This window comes from Candidatus Profftia tarda, from assembly GCF_904848675.1.
Lineage (GTDB): Bacteria > Pseudomonadota > Gammaproteobacteria > Enterobacterales > Enterobacteriaceae > Profftia > Profftia tarda.
The window spans coordinates 885,427-909,274 of the sequence record NZ_LR890047.1 but is presented as its reverse complement, the minus strand read 5'-3'; the positions used below and the strand labels follow the sequence as shown (position 1 = coordinate 909,274).

General features: G+C 30.4%; 7 protein-coding genes and 1 pseudogene. 1 reads left to right on the top strand and 7 read right to left on the bottom strand.

The features are described from left to right. Positions 1 to 1,577: 1,577 nt before the first annotated feature. From proC to mrcB, 4 genes and pseudogenes are all read right to left on the bottom strand, one after another. The gene (gene proC, locus KTT71_RS02550) at positions 1,578 to 2,351 is read right to left on the bottom strand and encodes a pyrroline-5-carboxylate reductase (protein WP_246543863.1); all 774 of its coding nucleotides are present in this window, start codon (positions 2,349 to 2,351) and stop codon (positions 1,578 to 1,580) included. Between the two features lie 1,442 nt (positions 2,352 to 3,793). Then, positions 3,794 to 6,391 carry a type I DNA topoisomerase gene (gene topA / locus KTT71_RS02545; protein ID WP_216782300.1) on the bottom strand — a complete coding sequence of 866 codons (2,598 nt, stop codon included), beginning with the start codon at positions 6,389 to 6,391 and terminating at the stop codon, positions 3,794 to 3,796. Between the two features lie 2,502 nt (positions 6,392 to 8,893). After that, entirely contained in the window at positions 8,894 to 9,844 is a 951-nt protein-coding gene (gene dusA, locus KTT71_RS02540; protein WP_246543857.1) for a tRNA dihydrouridine(20/20a) synthase DusA, read from the bottom strand. Positions 9,845 to 11,049: 1,205 nt separating this feature from the next. After that, positions 11,050 to 13,392 (bottom strand): annotated as a pseudogene (gene mrcB, locus KTT71_RS02535) (bifunctional glycosyl transferase/transpeptidase); the annotation flags it as partial. 3,295 nt (positions 13,393 to 16,687) lie between these two features. Here mrcB and KTT71_RS02530 point away from each other — a divergent pair. Beyond that, complete coding sequence (locus KTT71_RS02530) at positions 16,688 to 16,834, top strand: hypothetical protein (RefSeq protein WP_216782298.1); 147 nt, start codon at positions 16,688 to 16,690, stop codon at positions 16,832 to 16,834. Between the two features lie 247 nt (positions 16,835 to 17,081). On the opposite strand, the gene aroC is transcribed toward KTT71_RS02530, so the two are convergent. From aroC to KTT71_RS02515, 3 genes are all read right to left on the bottom strand, one after another. Then, positions 17,082 to 18,167, bottom strand: coding sequence for a chorismate synthase (aroC, locus tag KTT71_RS02525; RefSeq protein ID WP_216782297.1), 1,086 nt, complete (start codon positions 18,165 to 18,167; stop codon positions 17,082 to 17,084). A 112-nt stretch (positions 18,168 to 18,279) separates the two neighbouring features. Beyond that, on the bottom strand, positions 18,280 to 19,227 hold the full coding sequence (gene prmB, locus KTT71_RS02520) for a 50S ribosomal protein L3 N(5)-glutamine methyltransferase (protein WP_216782296.1): 948 nt from the start codon (positions 19,225 to 19,227) through the stop codon (positions 18,280 to 18,282). 1,485 nt (positions 19,228 to 20,712) lie between these two features. After that, positions 20,713 to 21,378 carry a M15 family metallopeptidase gene (locus KTT71_RS02515; protein ID WP_216782295.1) on the bottom strand — a complete coding sequence of 222 codons (666 nt, stop codon included), beginning with the start codon at positions 21,376 to 21,378 and terminating at the stop codon, positions 20,713 to 20,715. Positions 21,379 to 23,848 lie beyond the last annotated feature (2,470 nt).

The following is a 23,848-nucleotide window of genomic DNA, read 5'->3' as shown; positions in this document are numbered from 1 at the left end:
TACAATTACTGTGATATCAAATTATGTTTGATCGCGCTAGCTTTTAATGTAGTTCAAATTTTGATTTATATTACAGACTATAAGTGTGCTCAAGTACAATATCGAAACTGTATACATGCAAGAAATACTAGCTCAGCCTAAGACTATCTTTTTCTTAATATCAAGAAAATTTCTTGTTATCATATTAAGATATATTTTTATAGTTACTCAGATCTTGAGTATCCTGCCTTAGTCAGGTAAAGCAAGTAGAATGTTATAAAAATAGTTCTAACAAACAGAAATATTCCTTAAGCATATACTATGCTTGATCAATATAATAAATTATTAATTCTCTGATAATCACATTAATTAGTTCATGCTAATTATGAAACATTCTCCTTTTATCTTTTGTACTGTTATCTATTCATGTTATAAGAATTAGATGCATCGCTTAAGAAGAATGTCTTACAAGACGGTTTCAGATCCTTTGTGTTGATCTTATAGTGCATATTGAACTCTTATTATAGATAATACTATGCATTTTTACTAAATATTAGATGAACTGTTATCTTTATTTTAAGATAAAATAATAAAACTTCTTGTGAAATTCTCAAAATATAGTAATTCTGACATGATAGTTCGTGCTATCTAGCATTAGAAATTGCATCTATTTGAAATGACTTATGATTATTTCTCCCATCTAAGTAGACTTACAATATATGAATTATAGATTAATTGAATCTTAAAGAAGAGTAGATCCTGCACTTAGATTTTTTTAAATCAAAAATACTGCTCTATTGTGTATATCCTGTATTATATCTATAGATATAATTAGCTTAGATACTATCTGATATTATTTGTTTTTCTAGGTTAAGTTAGGATATACAGTATATCCTAACTTAACACCTTATTTATTGGACAAAACAGTCATTTTACTTATATGCATCGTGAGTTTCTGAGTATCCCGCGGTAAGATAAAAGACTGATTTATGAATCATATATAATTTTTTATGCGTTGCATAGCAAGATGGTAAAATAATATTTTTATATTTAGGAGCTATTTATTTTATAAATATTATTTATCCCTTCACTAAATACGTGAATACTTGATATATCAAGAACTAAACAAATAATGCCCCTGTATTTTATTTATTTTATACTTATGTTTAGAATTTTACTTACTATCAAATGATATAGATAGTACGATCATATTATTAACGTAGTTAAATGCTATGGATAGTATCCTTTAAAGATTCACCTTGAAATTGAAAAAGATTTTTATAATTAAAATGATACATATAAGCATATTTACATTAATTGATAATTTCTTATCAGAAATAGCGCTTGCCATACTATATAAAATAAGATATTTTATAATACTGCGCATACGTTAACTATTAATAAATAGCTTATTATTTATATAAGTTTGTAATTTATTTTATAAAAGATAATAATATTTTAAAATTGATATTATTCATCTATTATATTAATAATCAAGCAATGCTACTGTTTAATACGCAGTAGATTGCTGTATAAGTAATTACCCTTAAATAATATAAAAATAAATTATATAGATAATTAATAATATATCTAAGGATCTATTCAATACTCATATTATTTGATTTTTTTATGCAACATTGCATTGCGGCCATTACGGTTGCACGGAATTCTTTTTCCTCCAAAACCTTCACTGCTTCCATCGTAGTTCCGTTGAGTGAGCAAACCATATCTTTTAAGGCAGAAAGATGCTTGCCCGTTTCTAGTACCATTTTAGCAGAGCCAACTACTGCTTGAGCAGCAAATAGATAAGATTGTGACTTGGACATGCCTGCAAGTACTGCTATATCTACCATAGCTTCAATCAGCATGAATACATAAGCAGGAGAAGAACTGCTGACAGCAATTACTGCATGGATGATATGTTCTGGAATTACCTCTGCTTTGCCAAAACTTCTAAATATTTTGCTTATAAGTGCAGTTTCTTCTTTTTTGACATGTTTGTTTGGTGTTATGGAAGACATTCCTTCATTGACTAGTGAGGGTATATTTGGCATCACTCTTACGACTTTACATCCATCTTTTAAGGCAAGTTCTATCGTCTTTATTGTGACTCCTGCTGCTATCGAAACTAGAATCGCACTTGGTTTTATAAGATCACGAATGGCTCTTAGAATATATCTAATAATATTTGGCTTAACTCCAACAATAATTATATCAGCTATCTTTGCAATTTCAGCAGCGCTGCTTGCACTGTTATTACCAAATGCTTGACTAATAGAATCCCTACTTTTAATACTGCGGTTATATACCGTTATATTATCTGCTGGAATTAACTTACTTTCAATCATACCTTTTAGTATTCCCTTACCCATGTTACCGCAACCTATAAAACCTATTTTTTTATCCGCTATCTTTATCACAAGATTATTCTCCTTGAAAATTATCTAGGTTATTTCTTATTCATTAGAAATTTCATGTCAATTAAAAGATTAAATACAATGACGTGATGATAAATATGTCTAAACATATATTTTAGAATATAAAAAAAATTTTTTTCTACTAAATTCACAATCTAATCACTTTAAAATAACGGTAATTGCTTTCTAATATGCGATTATAATATTATTATTTACTTTATCTTGCTGTATCTTATTTTTATTTTCGTACTTACTAGGGACCGAAAGTCTTATGAATTCACATAACGATATAATGATAATCAATAGATTTTATAGAAATCTCATCGTAGTATTTAGTATTTTATCTCCAGCTATCAAAAAACTTCTTGGGCAAGATATCAAAAATTTGACCTTATTTTAGGTTTCTCTATAAATTTAATTGTAACAGATAGATATAATCTAAAGATTAATATAGTATGAAATGTAGTTCTGTATGCAAGCTCAACAAAATAATTAACTATCTCTTAGGTTATTAGAATTTTTCTTGATGTTTTAGATGACTAAACGCTTCCAGATTGATTCTATAGCGATATATTATTAAACGTTAAAGATCTTTCGAAAAGAGCCTCTTATCTTCTAACTAACTATATTCCACAAGCCGATATTGAATATTATTAGCCCTATTTTATATTATTTTATTAATTCTGTGTTGAAATACATGTGACCTACTATTCTCTCTAGCGGAGATTTTTCTATATTTTTACAAATGCTTAAACTTCTGGTGTTCTATCCACTAACCCTATAGTTAGCAAGCAGGAGTATTGTAGGAATTATAATAAAAATAGATAATAAAGCATATGAACAATTTCATAATAAATAATATTGAATATGATTTTAATCAGGATCAGGCAAGTAATAGAAAATAATTCATCCGTACTTCCAGAAAATATATAATATAGCGTAAAAGATATAATCATTATACATTATGGCCTATAATATTTTATATATACTGGTCAATATTTATTACTTACTGAATAACATACTTGAACTAATGAGAGGAGCTACTTTCTTTCTTTAATTAATACACAAGACAGTGTCTAATGTTAGTATTTTGGATAGCAAATATCACATTCAGTCTTCTAGTTAATTAATCTTGACATAACAGCTTAGTATATTAATAGAGTTATAATAACTTCTATACAAAGGGAATGACTGACATCACTCTCTAAAAGAATAATGTCATCCCTGAATATTAGCTTAAGTGGCTCCTATAAGAGCTATGGGCGCCACTATTGTCTACTTGATAGGAAGTAATAAAATGTGATGAAAGGACTATCAACTAAGATGATACCGAGGAAAAAATTTTGCATTATCTCTAGATAATAAATTTCATGATGTTAGGGTGGTTGTTCTTAAAATTATGATTTTATCAATATATTATCTATCCATTTACCATCAATAAAAAATGCGCTCCAGCCGGTAGATTTCCCATCCTGATCTGAAGAGATGTATTGTTTTTTTGTCTTACGACTGAATCGTACAATAGTCTTATTTCCTGCAGGATCCTTCTGAGGAGCATCAGCTATATAAGTGAATGCTTCAGGTAATCGTTCTTTAAAACGAGCCAATTCTTCCACTAGGGGCGCACGTGTTTCGCGCGATTTTGGAAAAGTATTAGCAGCTAAAAATATTCCTGCAGCGCCATCACGCAGAACAAAGTATGCCTCTGATTTTTTACATGCTAGTTCTGGTAATTCAACCGGATCTTCTTTCTGTTGTGAGATCTCACCATTACTTAGTATTTTACAGGTATTTTTACAATTTTTATTACTACAAGCTATGTACTTACCAAAACGTCCTATTTTTAGATGCATTTCAAAGCTGCATTTTTTGCATTGTACTGTTGGACCATTATAACCCTTGATACGGAACTTGCCTTGTGTAATATCATAACCTTCGCAGGAGGGATTGTTACCGCATATTTGTAGTTTATGTTGATCATCAATTAGGTAACCATCCATTGCAGTACCACATTTTACACAACGTTTCTTTGTACGTAGAGAATTAGTTTCTATATCGCTTCCTTCTAGTACTTCATCCTCAGGAATAAGATTAATAGTATTTTTGCATCTATCTTTTGGAGACATGGCATATCCTGAGCAGCCTAAGAATACACCGGTACTTGCGGTACGAATGCCCATCTGGCGTTTACAGGATAGACAGGAAATGCTTGTCATTACCATGTGGTTTGAACGCATACCCCCATCCTCCGGACTTTTTTCAGCAATTAAAAGCTGCTTACTGAAACTTTGGAAGAATCTATCTAGCACAATTTTCCAATCTTTTTTAGCATTCGCTACCTGATCTAGAACGTCTTCCATATGGGCTGTAAAATCATAGTTAATAAGTTCGCTGAAATTATCTTTTAAGCTATAGGTGACTATTTCTCCTAATTTCTCTGCGTAGAAACGGCGGTGATCGATGCGTACATATCCTCTATCCTGAATTGTTGAAATAATTATAGAATAGGTAGATGGACGACCAATCCTACGTTTTTCTAGCTCTTTAACCAAGGACGCTTCATTAAAACGTACAGGTGGTTTAGTAAAATGCTGACTTGGCATGAGCTTTTGTAAAATTAGAGTACTACCTATATCAATGAAGGGTAAATTGCAATCTTCATTATGTTTATGAATATGAGGTTGAATCTTTGTCCAACCATCAAACTGCAAGGTACTGCCTTTTGCCTTAAGCGTATACGCACCTGCTTGAACAAAAATAGTAGTAGAACTATATCTTGAGGGGGTCATTTGACTGGACACAAACTGGTTCCAAATAATAGAATACAGTTTCTTTATTTCGTCCCCCATATTTTTTAAATGCTCAGACATCACGTTTATATCAGTAGGACGAATTGCTTCATGAGCTTCTTGAGAATTTTTTTTGTTCTCATAAGTATTCGGTTCTTGCGGTAGATATTTTTCGCCAAATCTTTTACTAATATAACCGCGTACCATATAAATTGCATCTTGACTTAGATTTGTCGAGTCAGTACGCATATAAGTAATATAGCCTGCTTCATATAGACGCTGAGCCAACATCATTGTTTTTTTTACACTAAAGCCTAAACGTATATTGGATGCCTGCTGTAACGTCGAGGTAGTGAATGGTGGGTAAGGTTTGCTACTGGTTCTTTTATCTTCTCTATCTAACATTTTATAACACGCTTTTTGCAGTACTTTAATAGCGTTTTGAGTCTCCTCATAATTAACTGGTTTGAATATTTTATTATTGCAAGTGGTAACTTGCATATTTATTGTGTATTTATTCTGTATCTTGAAATAAGCATGCAATTCCCAGTATTCTTCAGGAATAAAAGCTTTGATTGCTCGCTCGCGATCGACAACTAAACGAACTGCAACAGACTGTACTCGTCCTGCTGATAAACCACGGGCTATCTTCTTCCACAAAAGCGGGGAAACCATGTAGCCGACAACGCGGTCCATAAAGCGACGGGCCTGCTGTGCATGGACTCGGTTAATATTCAATTTACCAGGTTCATTGAAGGCTTGCTGAATGGCTTTTTTAGTAATTTCATTAAATACTACACGGCTATAGCAATTGTGGTCACCCCCAATAACCTCACGCAAATGCCAGGCGATAGCTTCACCTTCTCGGTCCAAGTCTGTTGCGAGATAAATATGATCTACTTCTTTTGCTAATTTTTTTAACTCAGCAACCACTTTTTCTTTGCTTGGAAGTATTTCATAGTTAGCTTCCCATCCGCGATATGGATCTAATCCCATACGCTTAATCAGCGCTTCGTGCTCATGCTTTTTAACTACATTCTTTATTTTAGTATCCTTACCGACGAATCCTCGTTTATTGGATGAATTAATGCTTGATAAATCTCTGATATGACCCACGCTAGACTTTACTACGTAGTTATGACCTAGATATTTACTTACCGTTTTAGCTTTTGCTGGGGATTCAACTATTACGAGAGCTTTAGCCATAATGACCCTTACCTGAATGAATATTTCTATTTCTAACAGATCCTGTTCACCGTTACCCTAGCGATTGATGAAATGATTTCATATTGCTTTTAGATCAATTTTATAAAGTATTATATTACTTTTCCGCGAAGTGCAGTCGTTTGAATCTAAGATTGGATTAGAAATTTTGTTAAAATGAACTTGTAAACTGTAATATTAAGCAGAAAGATCTTGTGCGTTATTCAAGATCGAGGAATTCCTCATACCATAATATGGTTATTATCACAAAATTTTATTACTACAGAACTGATCTGCGTATTAATTTTGAACTATATATAGCACTAAAAACTCTAAAATAATTTATTTTTTATCAACATCATTTCTTGAAATATCTATTTAATATATGTTTAGTATGAATTACATAATGTTATTAATCAAAAAATGCAAGAAGATTATGTTTATACTTTTCTGCTCATATATCTTCTGCTTATAGCAGATACTTTATTCCTTTAGAAATCACTAATCAAATGCATGATTAATATTAATTCTACTGAATAAAGATTATTTTTAATTCGATCACTATTTAATCTTATATATGACCTATGACAGATAATATGAGCAATTATAACTGATATATCAATATAGCAGTCTTAAAGTTGTCGTTAATATGCATATGATCATGCCATATTTAGAATGGTGCTTTTCTGTTGTGATACTAGAACCTATCTATCATGCCTAATATTATTATCTATAATACTCTTTTGTATTTTTATTTATTCACTAATTGACTCTTTATACTTTGTTAATATGGAGTTTTATCAGTTCTGCACTAATTTATCCTGGTTTACGACTTACCTTTTAATACTCATTTATGCACATGCTAAATATGATGCCCTGATTAATACTTATGTATGCGATATTTTCTCTGCCGAGTTATAATAAGTCACTCTAGATTTATCGTGGTCAGCATCTAAGTTATTATTTTAGTAAATGGATAATCAGGGAATAAGATCCTCAACAACTTCATTATATCATTAGGGTATCTTGTAGAGTAGTTGATTTGTTATCTTTGATTTATTAGCAATTTAGGAATCAATTCCCGCTAATCAACTAAGTAGTTTCCTTTTTACATTCATTGACATCTTCTAATGAAAATAGCAATGAGATAATATTTGTCTTTTAAGAGCATATTACTAAATTTCGAATTATTCGTTCTTATACTACAATAATAGGAATATCAATAAAAACATGGGTGATTTATGCGTGTATTACGATATTTTATGTATATGGTTTTTCTATGTGTTGTCACGCCTATCCATTGATCTAAGAAAAAGTATTTATATTATATTAGTGCCTCTACATTAGCTCAAATAGAATTCGCAGAACTTATATGAAGTTATATTATAGTGTACTATATTTCTATAGTAAAATAGGAGTTATGATGGTTTTATTATAAAGGTCAATTAAAAGCACTACTCTATTTAAATTTAATTTAGAGATATATTAACTTAATTTCTTATGTATAATGTCTAATCTTATTAGGCTATTTCACTACTTCTTCTAAAAGGCTGTAGGAATAATTTTATTTAATAAACTATTTTATATTGCTTAGTATCTATAATTTAAGGCATTGCAAATAAATCTAATAATTTGACTGACTATATATTATCCAACGTTGGATGTATCAAAAAATTATTAGCATTAACATTTGGTTTTTCTACTCTGATGAATTTTAGTATGTAATCTCTAAAGTATAAATATTCACTAGACATCAACTCAAACAATAAATATTAACTCTTGCGATATATTTTAGTAATACTAGATATTTATCAGAGATAATTTGAGTTTTTAGAAGTAGATGAAATCTCTTTTTTGCAAATTGTACAATATCATTTATAAGGCCATGGAGATAGAAGAGAATAGTATAAATAATTCTAATATATTGAGATAAAAAATAAATATAATATTTTCAAAAAAATTCATAAGAAATTGTACTAATACATGTTCAGTTTTTTAAAAAATTATATTATTTGTTTTAATATTGAAGGATTAAGAGGAGAATAAATTTTATTGTTAATTTATCAATAAAAAGATATCATTATCAGATTATTTGATTTTTACTATAGGGATATTTTAATTTCTCCTGGCATAAAGTACTTGACTGATAAATATCTAAAAATCTTTTATTTATACTTGTTTATGCCATTTTCAAAGATACTAGCAAGATTGCACTGTTATCATTTAACGAGATTAATATTATTATATTAGCCTTATTATACCATCTAAAGTAATTTGATTCAAACAAAAGATCGGTTGCTATGAGGCATGTTGCTATTATCGAGATTTAAATTCTTTATTGAAAGATAAAATAGTAATTATTTATTTATTATAAAATATATACTTTAATAAGTTTATTACTACACTATGTTCTCTGTTTATTGTTTTCGGGGTTCATACTATAAAAGATTTGTTATCACTCAGTTATATCTTATTAAAAAAATTTCATTTACCAGATGATTGCTACTAGAGTACATGATTTTTATTTATTATAAATTTTAAAGCATCCTCAACAACCTCAATACCAGACCCTGGTTTATAAGCATTTTGAGTAAGATAGCGGCGCCATTGCTGGGCTCCCTCAATACCTTGAAATAAACCTAGTATATGCCGAGTTATACTGCCTAATTTGGTCCCGCTAGATAGCTCACGCTCAATATATGGATATAATGAGCGTACAACTTCCATGCTATTTGGGATACAGTCAGTTGAGTTAAAAAGATCCCGATCGACATACGCTAAAATTCCAGGGTTTTTATAAACTTCTCGACCTATCATGACTCCATCTAAATGATTTAGATGTATTTTCGCTTGTTCTATTGTTTTTATACCACCGTTAATGATGATATTTAAATTAGGGAAATTACGTTTTAGTCTATAAACACGCTGGTAATCCAGCGGTGGAATCTCACGATTTTCTTTTGGACTTAGAGTATAAAGCAATGCTTTACGAGCGTGTACTATAAAACTGTTACACTCGCCTTTATTGGATACGACCTCGATGAAATTATGCAAGAATTCATAGCTGTCATGATAATCAATACCTATGCGAGTTTTTACCGTTATAGGGATAAAGGTGACATCACGCATAGCTTTAATTAAATCGGAAACCAGATGCGCGTGCTTCATCATACATGCACCAAAAAATCCTTTTTGTACTCGGGGAGAAGGACAGCCAACATTAAGGTTAATTTCGTCATAACCACGTTTCTCAGCGAGTCTAGCACAATATGCCAAAGATTTGGGATCATTACCAGCTAGCTGTAACGCTAATGGGTGCTCCTCTTCGCTATAGGCTAGAGAGTCACTCTTGCCGTGAATAATGGTATTTATCATTACCATTTCTGTATACAGCATAGTCTGTTGGCTAAGCTTGCGATAAAAATAGCGACAGTGACGATCAGTTCTATTAAACATTGGGGCCACTGAAAAACGGCAAAAATGTTGTTGCTTACGATGAAGTGAGAAATTTTTTTGATCTATATAATGATTTTTGTTGGGGTATATGGTGCTCAAATAATTCATTGTCACCTTGCTATAATTTAAAAAAGACTAAATATTGTGTATAATGCATTTATTAACAAGATAAATGAATGATTATAAATTATAATTAAAAAAATAAATAAGTGCTTTTATAATTATTATTGAGGGTATTTAGATTAATACCATGTAATATAATCAAGATGTTTTTTGAAAAAAAATAAATTTAAATAGATTTGCTAATGCAAATTGCTACAGTTATTATAAAATATTGTAATTATTGTTTTGTAATATCCATATTCATACTTAAAGTGCGTGTTAGTCTATTCAAGGATGTTTATATAGCAATTATTACGACTATGTTTAATATACAAATTTATAGAGTCCTTATATAATTGTATTAAAAGAATATTTCTTTGGTTTATTGCGATACTTATTTAGCTGTCCTTATCTACTCTTGAGATGCCTATCTTTGTAATCAATCCTTAAGGCATACAGGCTATTAAGACATGTAAATAAAATATAGCGATATATAAGAAATAAAAATTCTTGATTATTAATAGAAGAATTCTTGTAGCCTTAGAATAAAAAATTCCAAAATTTTAGAAGATGCAATAAATTCAACTACTATCTTGTGTTAAGTAACAAAGAGGTCCTAAAATACTAGTAAGGATACTATTGAGATAGTATGCAAAATTTAATTTATAAGTCATCTTTTTAGTATAGCATATAACTCTATACTTGCACGCCTTGAGACATTATCGTATGTCCTATCGGGTAATATTTTACTGAATATTACGTCTAGTTTGTATGAATAATGTAATAGATATTCTAGGTTATCGCGTTGTTCATATTTATTTTTATCTTTATATTGATTTATTGTAAAGGAATGTACTTAGCTTTCATATTATTTTTATATAATAATAGTAATATGACCAAAATCTTATACAGAACCTTTATTATTTAGTAGTAAACTCTTATATTATTAGATTAACTGAATTTATGTTGATGATATAATTTAGCATATTACTTCTTATATTAATATAATGTGATCTTGAATCATCTATTTTATATATTTTAGGTATAACCTATAATATATATACATTTAATAAAAAATATTTATTAAGCAACTAATTATTGTTCTATTTAAACAGGTCATAAATCCAATCTGTTATTGTTACTGCCTTTGATAATTTCTCAATTTTTTGTATACTAGAAGATGCACACAATCTATCCGGATGTTCTGTCCAGACAGGAATCTTGAGTGAATCACCGTCGTTGCATATAAAGTTGCCTAATGCATCAATACCCATAGTGGTAATACCTTCTGGAGGTACTAAATTCAGTGGTCGTGGAGTTTGGTATTCTAGGTATCTACTATACAAGGTAAGAGCTCCGCTTGCACCAGTTAAATGGGCTGGACTATTATTATCACGCCCTACCCAGGTTATAGTAACTTCTTTATCATCTACACCAGCTGACCAACTATCGCGTAGGTCGTTTGTAGTACCTGTTTTTGCTGCTAGATGATACTTACTAAACTTTGCGTTTAGCGAATGAGAAGTGCCTCGTGCTACAACCTGTTGCATACCATATAGTGTAAGATAAGCAGCTTGTGGAGAAATCATACTGCGTGCTTGAGGCAGACTATGATATAATATCATCCCATTTTCGTCAATAACGGAACGTACTGAAGATAGAGGAGCCAAGTAACCGATACTAGCAATAGTTTGGTATTCTTGTGCTACTTCCATTGGAGTAAGGCTCAAAGCCCCCAGCAGCATTGATGGAACGGGATTAATTACATCTTTAGGAATACCTAAATTCTGCAATGTTAAACTGATTTGATCTAATCCTAAAGACATTCCTAAATTTACTGTGGGCACGTTAAGAGAATTAGTTAATGCATCTATTAACATCACTTGACCACGATACTGACGATCATAGTTCTTCGGGCTCCATATACTACCGTTTGGTTGTTTGAGCGAAATTGGTTTATCTGCTAGCAAAGCATTCAGGTGATATTTATTTGGTTGGCTAAGTGCAGTAAGATAAGTTGGTGGCTTCGCCAGAGAACCAATAGAACGACGAGCGTCCATTGCACGATTAAATCCCGCAAATTGAGGAAGAGAACCACCAACCATTGCACGCACTTCACCACTCAAGCGGTCAACAATAACCATTGCCGCTTCAAGATCATTAATATGATGCATTTTTTTTAGTAATGGAATACCATCTTCAATAGCTTTTTCAGCTGCATACTGTGATAACGGATCTAATGTAGTAAATATCTTTACGCCAGATAAGTTGTTGATCTGATTACCTAGTTTTTCCTGCAATTCTTGACGTACCATCTGCATAAATGCAGGTTGTGGAGAAATTACCCCGCCTTTTGGCTGCACCCCTAAATGACGAGCTCTGATAATGTCATAAAGTTCTTTATCTATCATTTGTTGATCTTTTAATAATTTTAGGACCAAATTACGACGCTCGAGTGCTAATCTTGGATTATTCCATGGATTATAGAGTGATGCACCTTTTACTATACCTACTAATAGCGCTTGCTGATCGAGACTCAATTCATCAATAGGACGTCCAAAATAATATAGGCTTGCTAGTGGAAATCCTCGGATCTGTTCACTACTACTCTGTCCTAGATAAACTTCGTTGAGATATAGTTCTAAGATGCGATCTTTGCTGTATCTATAATCTAGTATCAAAGCCATATAGACTTCGTTAATCTTACGCCAAAACGAGCGCTCATTAGTTAGAAAAAGATTCTTGACTAGCTGTTGGGTTAGGGTACTGCCGCCCTGTACTGCACGTCCAGCATGAAGATTAGCTAATATAGCACGACCAATAGAATAAAAACTAATTCCGTCATGTTCGTAGAAATGACGATCTTCAGTTGCAATAAGCGTATATACGAGTAGATCTGGGAATCCGCTACGTGGCACGAATAGACGCTGTTCACCGTTTGCTGATCCTAACATAGTGATTAAACGAGGATCTAAGCGGAAGCAACCAAATTGACGCTGGTTCTCCATATTCTGGATTTGACTTAAGCGATCGTTACTAAATAAAAGACGCACACGTATTTGTTTTTCTTGACCATTCGGAAAACTAAAAGGGCGTCTCAGCAAATATATGTTATTACCGTCTACTGAGAACTCACCTGGACGTATAATATTAGCCACTTTACGATATTGCATGCTCTCTAATAAATTAACTATTTCTTTTTTGCTATGGGGTGTGCCGGGCTCAAGGTCTATCATGCGGCCATAGACTGCAGCAGGCAATTGCCAAACTCTACCGTTTATGCGGGCACGAATTTGCTCATCAAGATAAAAACCGTAAATTGCTAATAATAAAAAAATGCTCAGTGCAGGATTGAAAAGACGACTGAATAATCTATGCTGATGAGAGTTTCTTAAATTTCTGCTAGACAAATTGACCTCTCTGTCTTCAGTATATTCAATTTGATCTTCTAGTTATCATAATAGCCGTTATAATTATATTGTTTTATATACAAATCATTGCGATAGCTAGATAGCTATTACTGTATGAATAATTGGCTATATAGTGTGATAAGGTGATATTTGCTATCTATATCGTATCATTTTATCATTTTTAATTAGTATTATGTAACATGTCGATAAAAGTAATCTTTTTAGAATCTACTGATGAGTACCTCCAATATATAAATTATCATAATCATCTGTTTTAATATTATATATCCTGTATTAAGTGATTATAAATCATGCTCAATCTAAAATAGTGTTGCTCTATCTTTTGGTCTTCGACCTTATATGCCCTTTTGCTTTAATAAATATTTTGCGAAATATTTATATAATAAAATTAAAATCAGGCAACACTAAAATGTAATGAAGCTGATACATCTCCATGCTATAAATGTTTATGCATAAATATTATGTAACCAATAAATAATATTATATTATTTATTTTATATAATGTTTATAACACTTGTCTAATCTTAACTATCAAGGCTATTGATAGAATAAAAAAAATTTTTAGATATATTAGAAGTATATCATCTCTCTATAAAATATATCTTGGCTATTATGCTACAGTGAACATTAAACACAATAACTATGACAGTGATAAATTATAATAAAAGCATTAATATCCTCAAAAGTTAAAATGATTTATCCTGATAAAATTTTTATATTTTTCTAAACATAAATATACATTTTCCCTTCCTCTGTTTTTAAAATCATATTATTAGCAGATTTTTAAATTAAAATAGTAAAATAATCTTTAGGCTATAGTCTCTTATAACAAATCTCTTAGAAGTCTATAATGCAGTATACAACTCTTTTATCTTTTTATTTATTATTGGAGGCGCATAAGTTGTTACAGCATTCGTTAAATGCACTAATTATTTATTGAATATACCGATATATTTTACTAATCTGGAGCAGATTAAGTATTTTGTTAAACTAAAGATTATTTTTAAATAAATGAGGGTAGAAAAGTTTTTATGATATAGTGTATTTATGTAAATATAAATTTTAACGTTAATCACTAACAGTGTTATTCGTGTTTTACATTTAGTATTTCTGTCTCATGTTCTTATCAAATATCAAAAAGCAAGAATAAAGTTTTATTGAACCAATGATTCCATACTTTATGAATCTTATCACCCAGAATATTGCTTGTGACAATATAATTATATGATTAGTCTTTATCTATTAGTATTAAGTATAATGCGTTACATGTAACATGATACATGATACATGATACATGATACATGATCTTATTTTTTCATACAGTTATTATGATACGAGCTTATCCTGTATTCTGCTACTTAGAATACTCATATTATATTTTATAGATGTTATGCATCTGGATGAATCAAAACGAATATCATTCGTATGTTAGTAGTATTTCCTGATTAATAAATTTAGAGAATATTAAATGATCCTCGTCTTTGCTGCTTGTATAATCTAGTCAATGATATAACCTCAATATAAATTAAAGATTCGATAGAACGCATCTAGTATCCTTATAAACCTGCTAATTAACTTATGCAAATATAAATCCTAAAAGCATGTTATTAATTTTCCAAACAATTAAGACTTGCATTAGATAAATAATATATTCCATTAATAACACTTTTAGTAATAACATATTTAGTAAATATTATATTATACACATAATATAGTGCGGATCTTAAGTTTATTTTTTGCTACTTCAATACTGTTTAATTTATAGTGCTGTGTATTTCTGGGGGGTGCGTTAGAAATTTTTGGTGCTGGAATATTTCTTATAAGTTTTTCTTTTTCTTAGGTATAAGTAAACTTACTTAGTGTAGTATATTCGTCATAAATCAGTTACGATAGCAAATACTATCGTCTAAGACGATAAGATAATGATAATATTATTAGCCCTGTTTCTCTGAAATAAATATTATATACTTTCTAACAGATCTAGGAATTTCGGAAAGTTTTATATATAACGTGACAATTTTATAAACTTTATTTAACATCATGATATTGTTTATGTGTATATAGATAAGACCTAGATGATAATTTAGTATTTTTATAAGCATTAATTTTAATGTTTCTTGTAAGGCTCTTTAAAATTTTAACTGAGTTAAATTCATGCCTATTAAATAGCCCGAAAGAACTGTAAAAATACAGATGCGTGTAATTTTATAGTTATAAAGATTAGAATAAATATCTGCATGCTGTATAGTATTATAATATCTATTATTAATGATTATCAGTATATAGTAATGTTATTACCCTGCTTCTGTCATTGTCTACTGATGAGAATTTGCATAAGATTCTGTTTTTTGGTATATAATTCCCTTATTCTAAAATTTTACTTGATTTTGCTGTATGAAGAATAATGTTCAGGATCTCAAGATAGAAAAGCATACTGTAACATCAAAAGTGCAAGATATTTCTCATAATATTATTGTTTTAGAATAAAAGTGCATACTTTGGTTTGATGTATCTGTGAAAATTGTAATACTTGATTCGTAAAGAGAGGGGATTATATTAATATTTCTTATCTTTTTATGTTCATGCCAATTAATCTCATGAATCTTGTAGCTTTATACATCATATGATATATAATCTCTTGTGTTCGATAAAACAATGCAACATTGCTGGAGATGAGACTCAGGATTAATATTTTTTTATTTATACACATAAAGTAGTCTAGCTGCCATTACACATATAGTTTATTATTTCTTGTATAGAAACAATGCATGTAATAAACAAATCCTATAGAACAATCGATAAATTATTTAATCTTATTAGATATAGCAATATTATCTCCCTAATGGTTTTATCCTGATAAATACTTATTATCATAAATAGATCTAATAAAAATATAAAAGCTAGACCGTGCTGAATTATATATATGAAAAAAACATTTTGATCATGAAGAATATATCACCTCAATTAATCAAAGTCATCTCTTATAAGTAATTGTAAGTAGTAAGATAATAGCATCTCATATCTATACAAAATTTATTTAAAATTACGCATCAGTCCTCATGATCTTAGGGATCTTTTGCTCTATACTCCTTACAATATATCTTTATTTTTAAAAATTAGACACATGTACCCTCTAGGGTACAGAGTACATAGCTATTTACTGTAATTTCCTAATCATGTTAATAATTGCTTGTTTTCATTTACTGATTGACCAAAATACTTATCATTTATTGCTTTTTCGTTTAATCATGATAATGAAGAGATATATCAAACAAGATGCTATATCTTTTAAAGATTACAAGAACTTATAGTGGCTAAACAGAAGGGACTAGTTTTAATGCAATATTCTCTGTCCCATAATGATTTTGGTAATGTGTCAAATATTTTGACGTATCTATACGGCGGTGGCAAAGAAAAGATATATATGCATAATATCTCTAATATCTTCTCTTTCTGATTATATGCAATAAGATAAAAATAAACGTCATGAATAAGCCTGTCTATAAATTAATACTGCTCGGATCTCATAAATAAACCATTTATCATAAGTTCGTGGTAACATGTGATGTGTAACTGCAATATAGATTTTATGAACAGTGTGTACCTATTATACCATCTTTTAACAGATATAAATCTACTGGATTTATATATTCCTTGAATATAACACCTAATATCTAACCCCCCGTCAAACAAATAAGTATTTTCTACCAACGTGGTGCTCCTGAATTAACATCTGCGCACTGCGCTCGCTGGCGTAGTAGATGATCCATAATAATAATAGCCATCATCGCTTCAGCAATTGGTACCGCACGAATACCCACGCAAGGATCATGTCGACCACGGGTTACTATCTCTACTTCTTCACCTTGTTTATTGATGGTTTTACCAGGAATCATAATGCTTGAAGTAGGCTTCAGCGCAAGATGCGCGATAATATCCTGACCGCTGCTGATACCTCCTAAAATACCTCCAGCGTGGTTGCTCTGAAATCCTGTAGCAGTAATCTCATCTCTATTATCGCTGCCACGTTTATTAACGACTGAAAAACCATCACCAATTTCAACTCCTTTGACGGCATTTATGCTCATTAGAGCATGCGCTAAATCAGCATCCAGACGATCAAATACAGGCTCACCTAGTCCTACTGGAACTTTTTTTGCGATAACTGTTATTTTAGCACCAACTGAGTCTCCAGCCTTCCTCAGCATGCGCATGAGTTTATCTAATTCCTCTACTTGGCTTGAATCAGGGCAGAAGAATGGATTTTGTTCTACCTGATCCCAATCTTTCATATGACAAGAAATATCACCCATTTGGGCTAAATATCCGCGTATATGAACTCCATGTTTTTCTTTTAAATATTTTTTTGCTATAGCCCCTGCCGCAACACGCATAGCAGTTTCACGTGCAGAGGAACGACCACCACCGCAATAATCGCGGTTACCATACTTCTGTTCATAGGTGTAATCAGCATGTCCTGGACGGAATACATTCTTTATACTACTATAATCTTGAGAACGTTGGTCGGTATTTTTAATTATTAAACCAATACTAGTACCTGTGGTAATGCCTTGAAAAACTCCAGAAAGAATTTGGACTTTATCAGGTTCGCAGCGTTGTGTTGTGTAGCGAGAAGTACCAGGACGACGCCGATCTAAATCCTGTTGTATATCTCCTTCCGTAAGAGCAATTGATGGCGGTACACCATCAACTATACACCCCAAAGCTGTACCGTGTGATTCCCCAAATGTAGTAACACGAAAAAATTGACCAATGCTATTACCTGCCATATTTGCCTTCTTATTTTGTTTTCTAATTTAGAAAAAATATTATTTTTTGTTTCTTCAGTAATTTCTTCAACATATTAAATTTTTTATATCAAGTGTACCAATAGATATACATTTACCGGCATGCTTGGTTTATATTCGATAAAGAGGAAAAAAATGGTGTATCTTCTATTTGCGCTTTTGTTATCATAAATACACCGTCACCTCCATTTTTAAACTCTAACCAAATAAATGGAATATAAGGATACTGTTCTATTAGATGTATCTTGCTACTTCCTACTTCACAAATTAGTATGCCATCATTCACTAGATAATCTGAAACACAGGCTAGAATTCGACGTATAAATTGTAAGCCATCTCTGCCCGCAGTCAGTCCTATTTTAGGCTCAAAGCTAAACTCTACGGGCAGACTCAACATATTCTCTTCATCTACATATGGTGGATTAGCTACAATGAGATCATACTTGAATACTGATAAATTTTTGAATAGATCAGAATGTATCGGTGTTATGTTGTCTACCAAATCATGTATTTGAATATTTTGCTTCGTCACAGATAGAGCTTGCGTAGAAACATCTACCGCATCTATCCTAGCTTCAGGAAATGCGTACGCACAGGCTATAGCAATACAACCGCTACCTGTACACATATCCAGGATATTCCTGGGATTATGTTTGATAATGCTATTAAAGCAGTTATCAATCAACTCTCCAATCGGGGATCTTGGCACGAGTACTCGTTCATCAACATAGAACTCATGACCACAAAACCATGCTTTATTTGTTAGATAAGCTACCGGAATGCGATCTTTTACTCGGCGATCTATACGCTCAACGAGAAGAATACGTTCTCTGAGAGTTAATCTAGCAGTGCAAATATCTTTAGGGATATTCATGGGTAGACATAAGGTTGGCAAAACTAGTTGCAGGGCCTCATCCCACGGATTATCAGTACCGTGTCCATAATGAATGTTAGCTGCACTAAAAATGCTTACTGCCCAACGCAGAATATCTTGAATTGTATATAGTTCATTAACTATCTCACTGACTAAAATGTTGTTCAAAATTAGCCTCCGAAATATCTATGTATGGCTATTATGTATACTGCAGAATACAATTAAAGAAAAATAATAATAAAATAGTCTACATTTTAGTTTGACATGAACTTAGTATTTAATATATCAGTAGTAATATAGCTCAAGAGGTTTTTGATTATCAGATAGAACCTTAGAGAACTTGTTGTAATAGAAAATCAAAAGGTTATCTAATATTTATTTCCTATACTGGAAATTATATACTTAAAATTATCAATAATTCCGTTCTTGAAGATCTTGGATAATTAATATTTTGTCGAATGCATAGCTTGGAATTAGTGCTTACTGTAGGTGGTTATATATAATAGGATTGTTATTTTCATTTGTGCTAGTCTTATATATTAGAGGCCCCTTGCGTATCTGCAGTGCTTAACCTTATTGCTTCTAAAACAACCTAAGAAATTTTATAATACTAAAATAATAGAATTATAGCTGCTTTCATAAGCATTGAAAAGTAACCCAGAAAATGAGTAATATCAGCATTAGACAGTTAAATATGGGGAATGAATATTTCATATTTATACAAATAAAGGGATTATCATCCGATGATGCATATACCCTTAAAGTTAATAACAGTATCCTTGATAAATCCATCTTTCATTCAATGAAGCATACTAATATCTAATTTTAAGAGGTAGTACGATTTCAGTATGATGATTTTACATAAGGGTACTCTGGATCTCTTCGTATTTTTTAGGCAGTATTTTCTTGCAGAAATGAGCATATCATTAAGACAATGCATATATTAATTGATATTAGTATGCATTATGTTTATTATTTTTATCTACTATATTTTATAATTGAATCTCATCATCCCTTAATACTGATTACTTCTGTATAGATAAATGCTCGATAGAGGTAATTTTATGTGTAAAGCGTTTTAGGGAGGTTTAAATCTATCTTTCAGTATACCCTTACTTTGTTATTTGGAATTCATATGATGCTTTGGTTTTATATAATTTTATTTTCCTGTAAAAATTATTAGTAATTTTTTGTAAACAAGGAATATTCATTCCCCATATTTAACTGTCTAATGCTGATATTACTCATTTTCTGGGTTACTTTTCAATGCTTATGAAAGCAGCTATAATTCTATTATTTTAGTATTATAAAATTTCTTAGGTTGTTTTAGAAGCAATGCATAATATGATATTAATTATTATCTTACTTTAGACTTGGTATGCTATTTCAGGTAAGATATCAGTGCTCTTTTCGCTCCTAAGCGTTGTATCATATATACCTTATTTATAATATTATTTTTCTTCGTAGTAGGTGTTATTGATTACATATATTGTATTTTTAATTAGAAGGTTCTTGTGAGTGTTCTGTCTTTATATAGTTATAGAAATTTTCTTATAAAGTTAGGACAGGAATAATTAATTTATAGATAACTTTATAAGTTTAATATAAAATAATTGCAAGAGCTAAAATTTTTCAGATTTTCAAAAAAGTTTCTTAACTATAAATAAATCTCGAGCAAACTTCTGTTAGGTTTGGTATAAGCCATTTTGAGCCTGCAATATATTGCCCTTGCCAAGTTTTATGTAGGACTTCTTCCGTTATCTTATCTTCTATCAAAGATGCAAGTGGTTTATAGCTAATATGCCAAGGTTCTAAAGCTACTCCTGGCTGCTTATTTCCATTGAATGGCCTATAAAATCCAAAAATAATCATGTTATCTGAAAGCCATTGATTCAATGGATATTGCGATCCTCCTTCTAAATATTCCCAAAGTTCAAGATGCAGTTTTTGTTTCTTCAATAAGAGGTTCGGATCATATATATCAATATCGGTGCCCCAATGGTGGCGGCTGGCACCAGGTAGTGCGGACCAGTACAAAATACTATAACACAATTCTCTATCTTTTAGAGTTGTTATATTCAGTGGTCTGCCTTTTGCATCTAGAATAACTCGTTTGCCAGTGAATTTCATATTCCAAATCATTTGCTGGCGAGCGAAATTTCTAAACGTACTTACAGGCTGCAAATTAAAACCGTCATTTTTTGCTGCCTTCTGTAATTTTAGAAAAGCTTCGGCAGCTTTAGGTTGCAAAAGATGTTTGCCATAAAGTATTGTCAAATGTTCGGAGCTTTGCCCAGTAAGCATTTCATTTGTGATCAAACTACTCTATTAACTCCATGTATCTTTGTGTAATTTATAGGAAAATTCATTAATTTATTTGAAGAATGAGTAAGTAATTCACTATTTTAAGTTAGATAACATATCTGCTGAATTTGAATAAGAAATATATTTAAATCATTTATTAATGTTTAACATGAATTGTATTATTTAGCAAGTGAATACATGAGATAAATGAGTTATCTCATATATAAATCTAGTATTCATCTGATCTAAATAATTGATCTAATAAATGACGCTAATGTAATTTATCTTTACTAATTAATATCTTTAAATCTATTATATATTTTTATATGTTAGTAAAATGAAAATAAAATAAACATATAATTTAATAAGAACTAGATCTAGACCAATAGATAATATTTTTATACTGATAGTATTTTACTGTGGAGATATTCTGAAATTTTAATACTGAAGATTTACTTTTATATTTTATTTATATCTTAGATTGTTATATAATGTATAGGTCTTTATAATTAAAATAAATACAAAATTTACTGAATGATGTTTAGCTTTTCTTAGAAAATATATAAACTTATTCCTCTTTTCCTATATTATTTTCGTGCAAAGAAATTTTAGTTCTCAAGCATGATTTTTAATAACTAACATAGCAAGAATATCTTTGCGTGTATCAAGAACCTAATTAGCTAAAGGGATACATTAAATTAGCTGTATAGCAGTGTAGCATCTTGTTTTTTATACCGTGCATGGATGTTATCTTTGTTTCTACATAGAAATGCATAGATCAAAATAAAAAATTGCGTTACTAAGCAATGTGATATTGTGATCTATTAAAGAGAATGACGTAGATAGTTGTCTAGTAATGTATGCTATATCAATGATATTTACTAATTAAAATATTAATCACCTCCTATGAGGTCTTGTATCTTACCAGAATAGTTACTTAAACTGATATCTGTTCTTAAGAAGAATACATAATTTTATGCGAGGAATTTACCAAATCATAAATCTATAGCGGTTAGTTAAAATTTTATATATGGTATTTCTCATTCTTGAGGCATGCCGTATAGGAGACTGGTATATCTAATAGGGAGGGTAATGAATCTATTATATTCATCATGCTTTAGCAATGGTGTTAGATTACGATCTTACTATACCACACATCTAATAATAGCGAGCATAATAGGTATTAAAAGTTTGTGTTATGTTTAAAAAACTTTACGACAGAGTCTTACTAACATAATTCAATATATTATATATTCAGTTAGCATCGCATATATAATTCTTATTTGTCTTACAAGCATATGTCGATGATATCGGTATATATAGGTATTCAATAATTCCCATATCATTATAAATTATTACAAAGTAATTTCAGTTTTAACATATTGTATTGCCTGGAATTATTATAGTCAGATATAATGTTTAATTAATAATATTATTACATTATCTAGAGTAAAAGCTGATGATATAATGCGTAATTCACCTAAATACTTTTTTGATCTTCCTCTGAACTAATAATGAGGTTTCTATAATTTAAGGTCTTAATATTCTACTCTAGATAATAGTTATAGCTTTGTTAGTTGCTCTAATCATTACACAGTTATTATTCCTGATATTAGATATTAGTACTAAAAAAATAAAACTTATTAGAAGAGCCGCTCCCCTATTAGATTAGCTATTAACCTGCGTATTTATTTCATTATTCGTTTTATTAAAATTATGCTTTTACGTTAAAATTAAGTATAGTTCATTTAATACTATTTTATCTCTGCATACTAATTATAGATTTCTGTGTATTTTCTATTTGTCGACAATTATATATGTATGATTTTTCTCTTTGCAGCTACCTTATAAGGGTATTGGAGCAACATCTAAGTAGGTATTTATATGCTTATTGTATTATTGTACTCATTTTATTAAATTGTGTGTTCGTAACTAACATACTCAAATTATATATAAAGAGTATTACAGTTACTTGATGCGATTTTTGATATTATCAAATATTTCAATGCTAATGACATTACTAGTTGTCTCTGATTTATCACAGATGATCATAAAGGCCATGTTAGTTCATGCTATGTATTGATCTCAAGATTTTCAAAATCTTCTTATAATAGACTATGCATGGTCTATTTCTTAGCAATTATTATAATTAGATATTGCCGTTGATCTATTCTGTCATCACCATTTCTAGTGGTGCTAAGTAGATGATACTGTAATATTTTAAGCTTAAACTTAAAATCTTATTTTATAGAAGATATCTTGAATATTATTGTCTTAAGATAATATATCATCGGACGGAACCTGATTTGGAGTAACTAAAGTATGTAGAATTTATATTGTTCAGAACCTAACTCTCCGGTAGACCAGTAGCTAGGAAATATATTTTAAAAATTTACTATTGCTACCTTGACTAAGATTTGTAAAACTATTGTATATTTTCTAGAATTTTTTCGGTCATAAGAAATCGTTCTATATGTTTTTTAGA

Bases quoted from the DNA above. Each gene is read 5' to 3' on its own strand.
- proC (WP_246543863.1), bottom strand. From the start codon at position 2,351: ATGGGTAAGGGAATACTAAAAGGTATGATTGAAAGTAAGTTAATTCCA.
- topA (WP_216782300.1), bottom strand. From the start codon at position 6,391: ATGGCTAAAGCTCTCGTAATAGTTGAATCCCCAGCAAAAGCTAAAACG.
- dusA (WP_246543857.1), bottom strand. From the start codon at position 9,844: ATGTTTAATAGAACTGATCGTCACTGTCGCTATTTTTATCGCAAGCTT.
- aroC (WP_216782297.1), bottom strand. From the start codon at position 18,167: ATGGCAGGTAATAGCATTGGTCAATTTTTTCGTGTTACTACATTTGGG.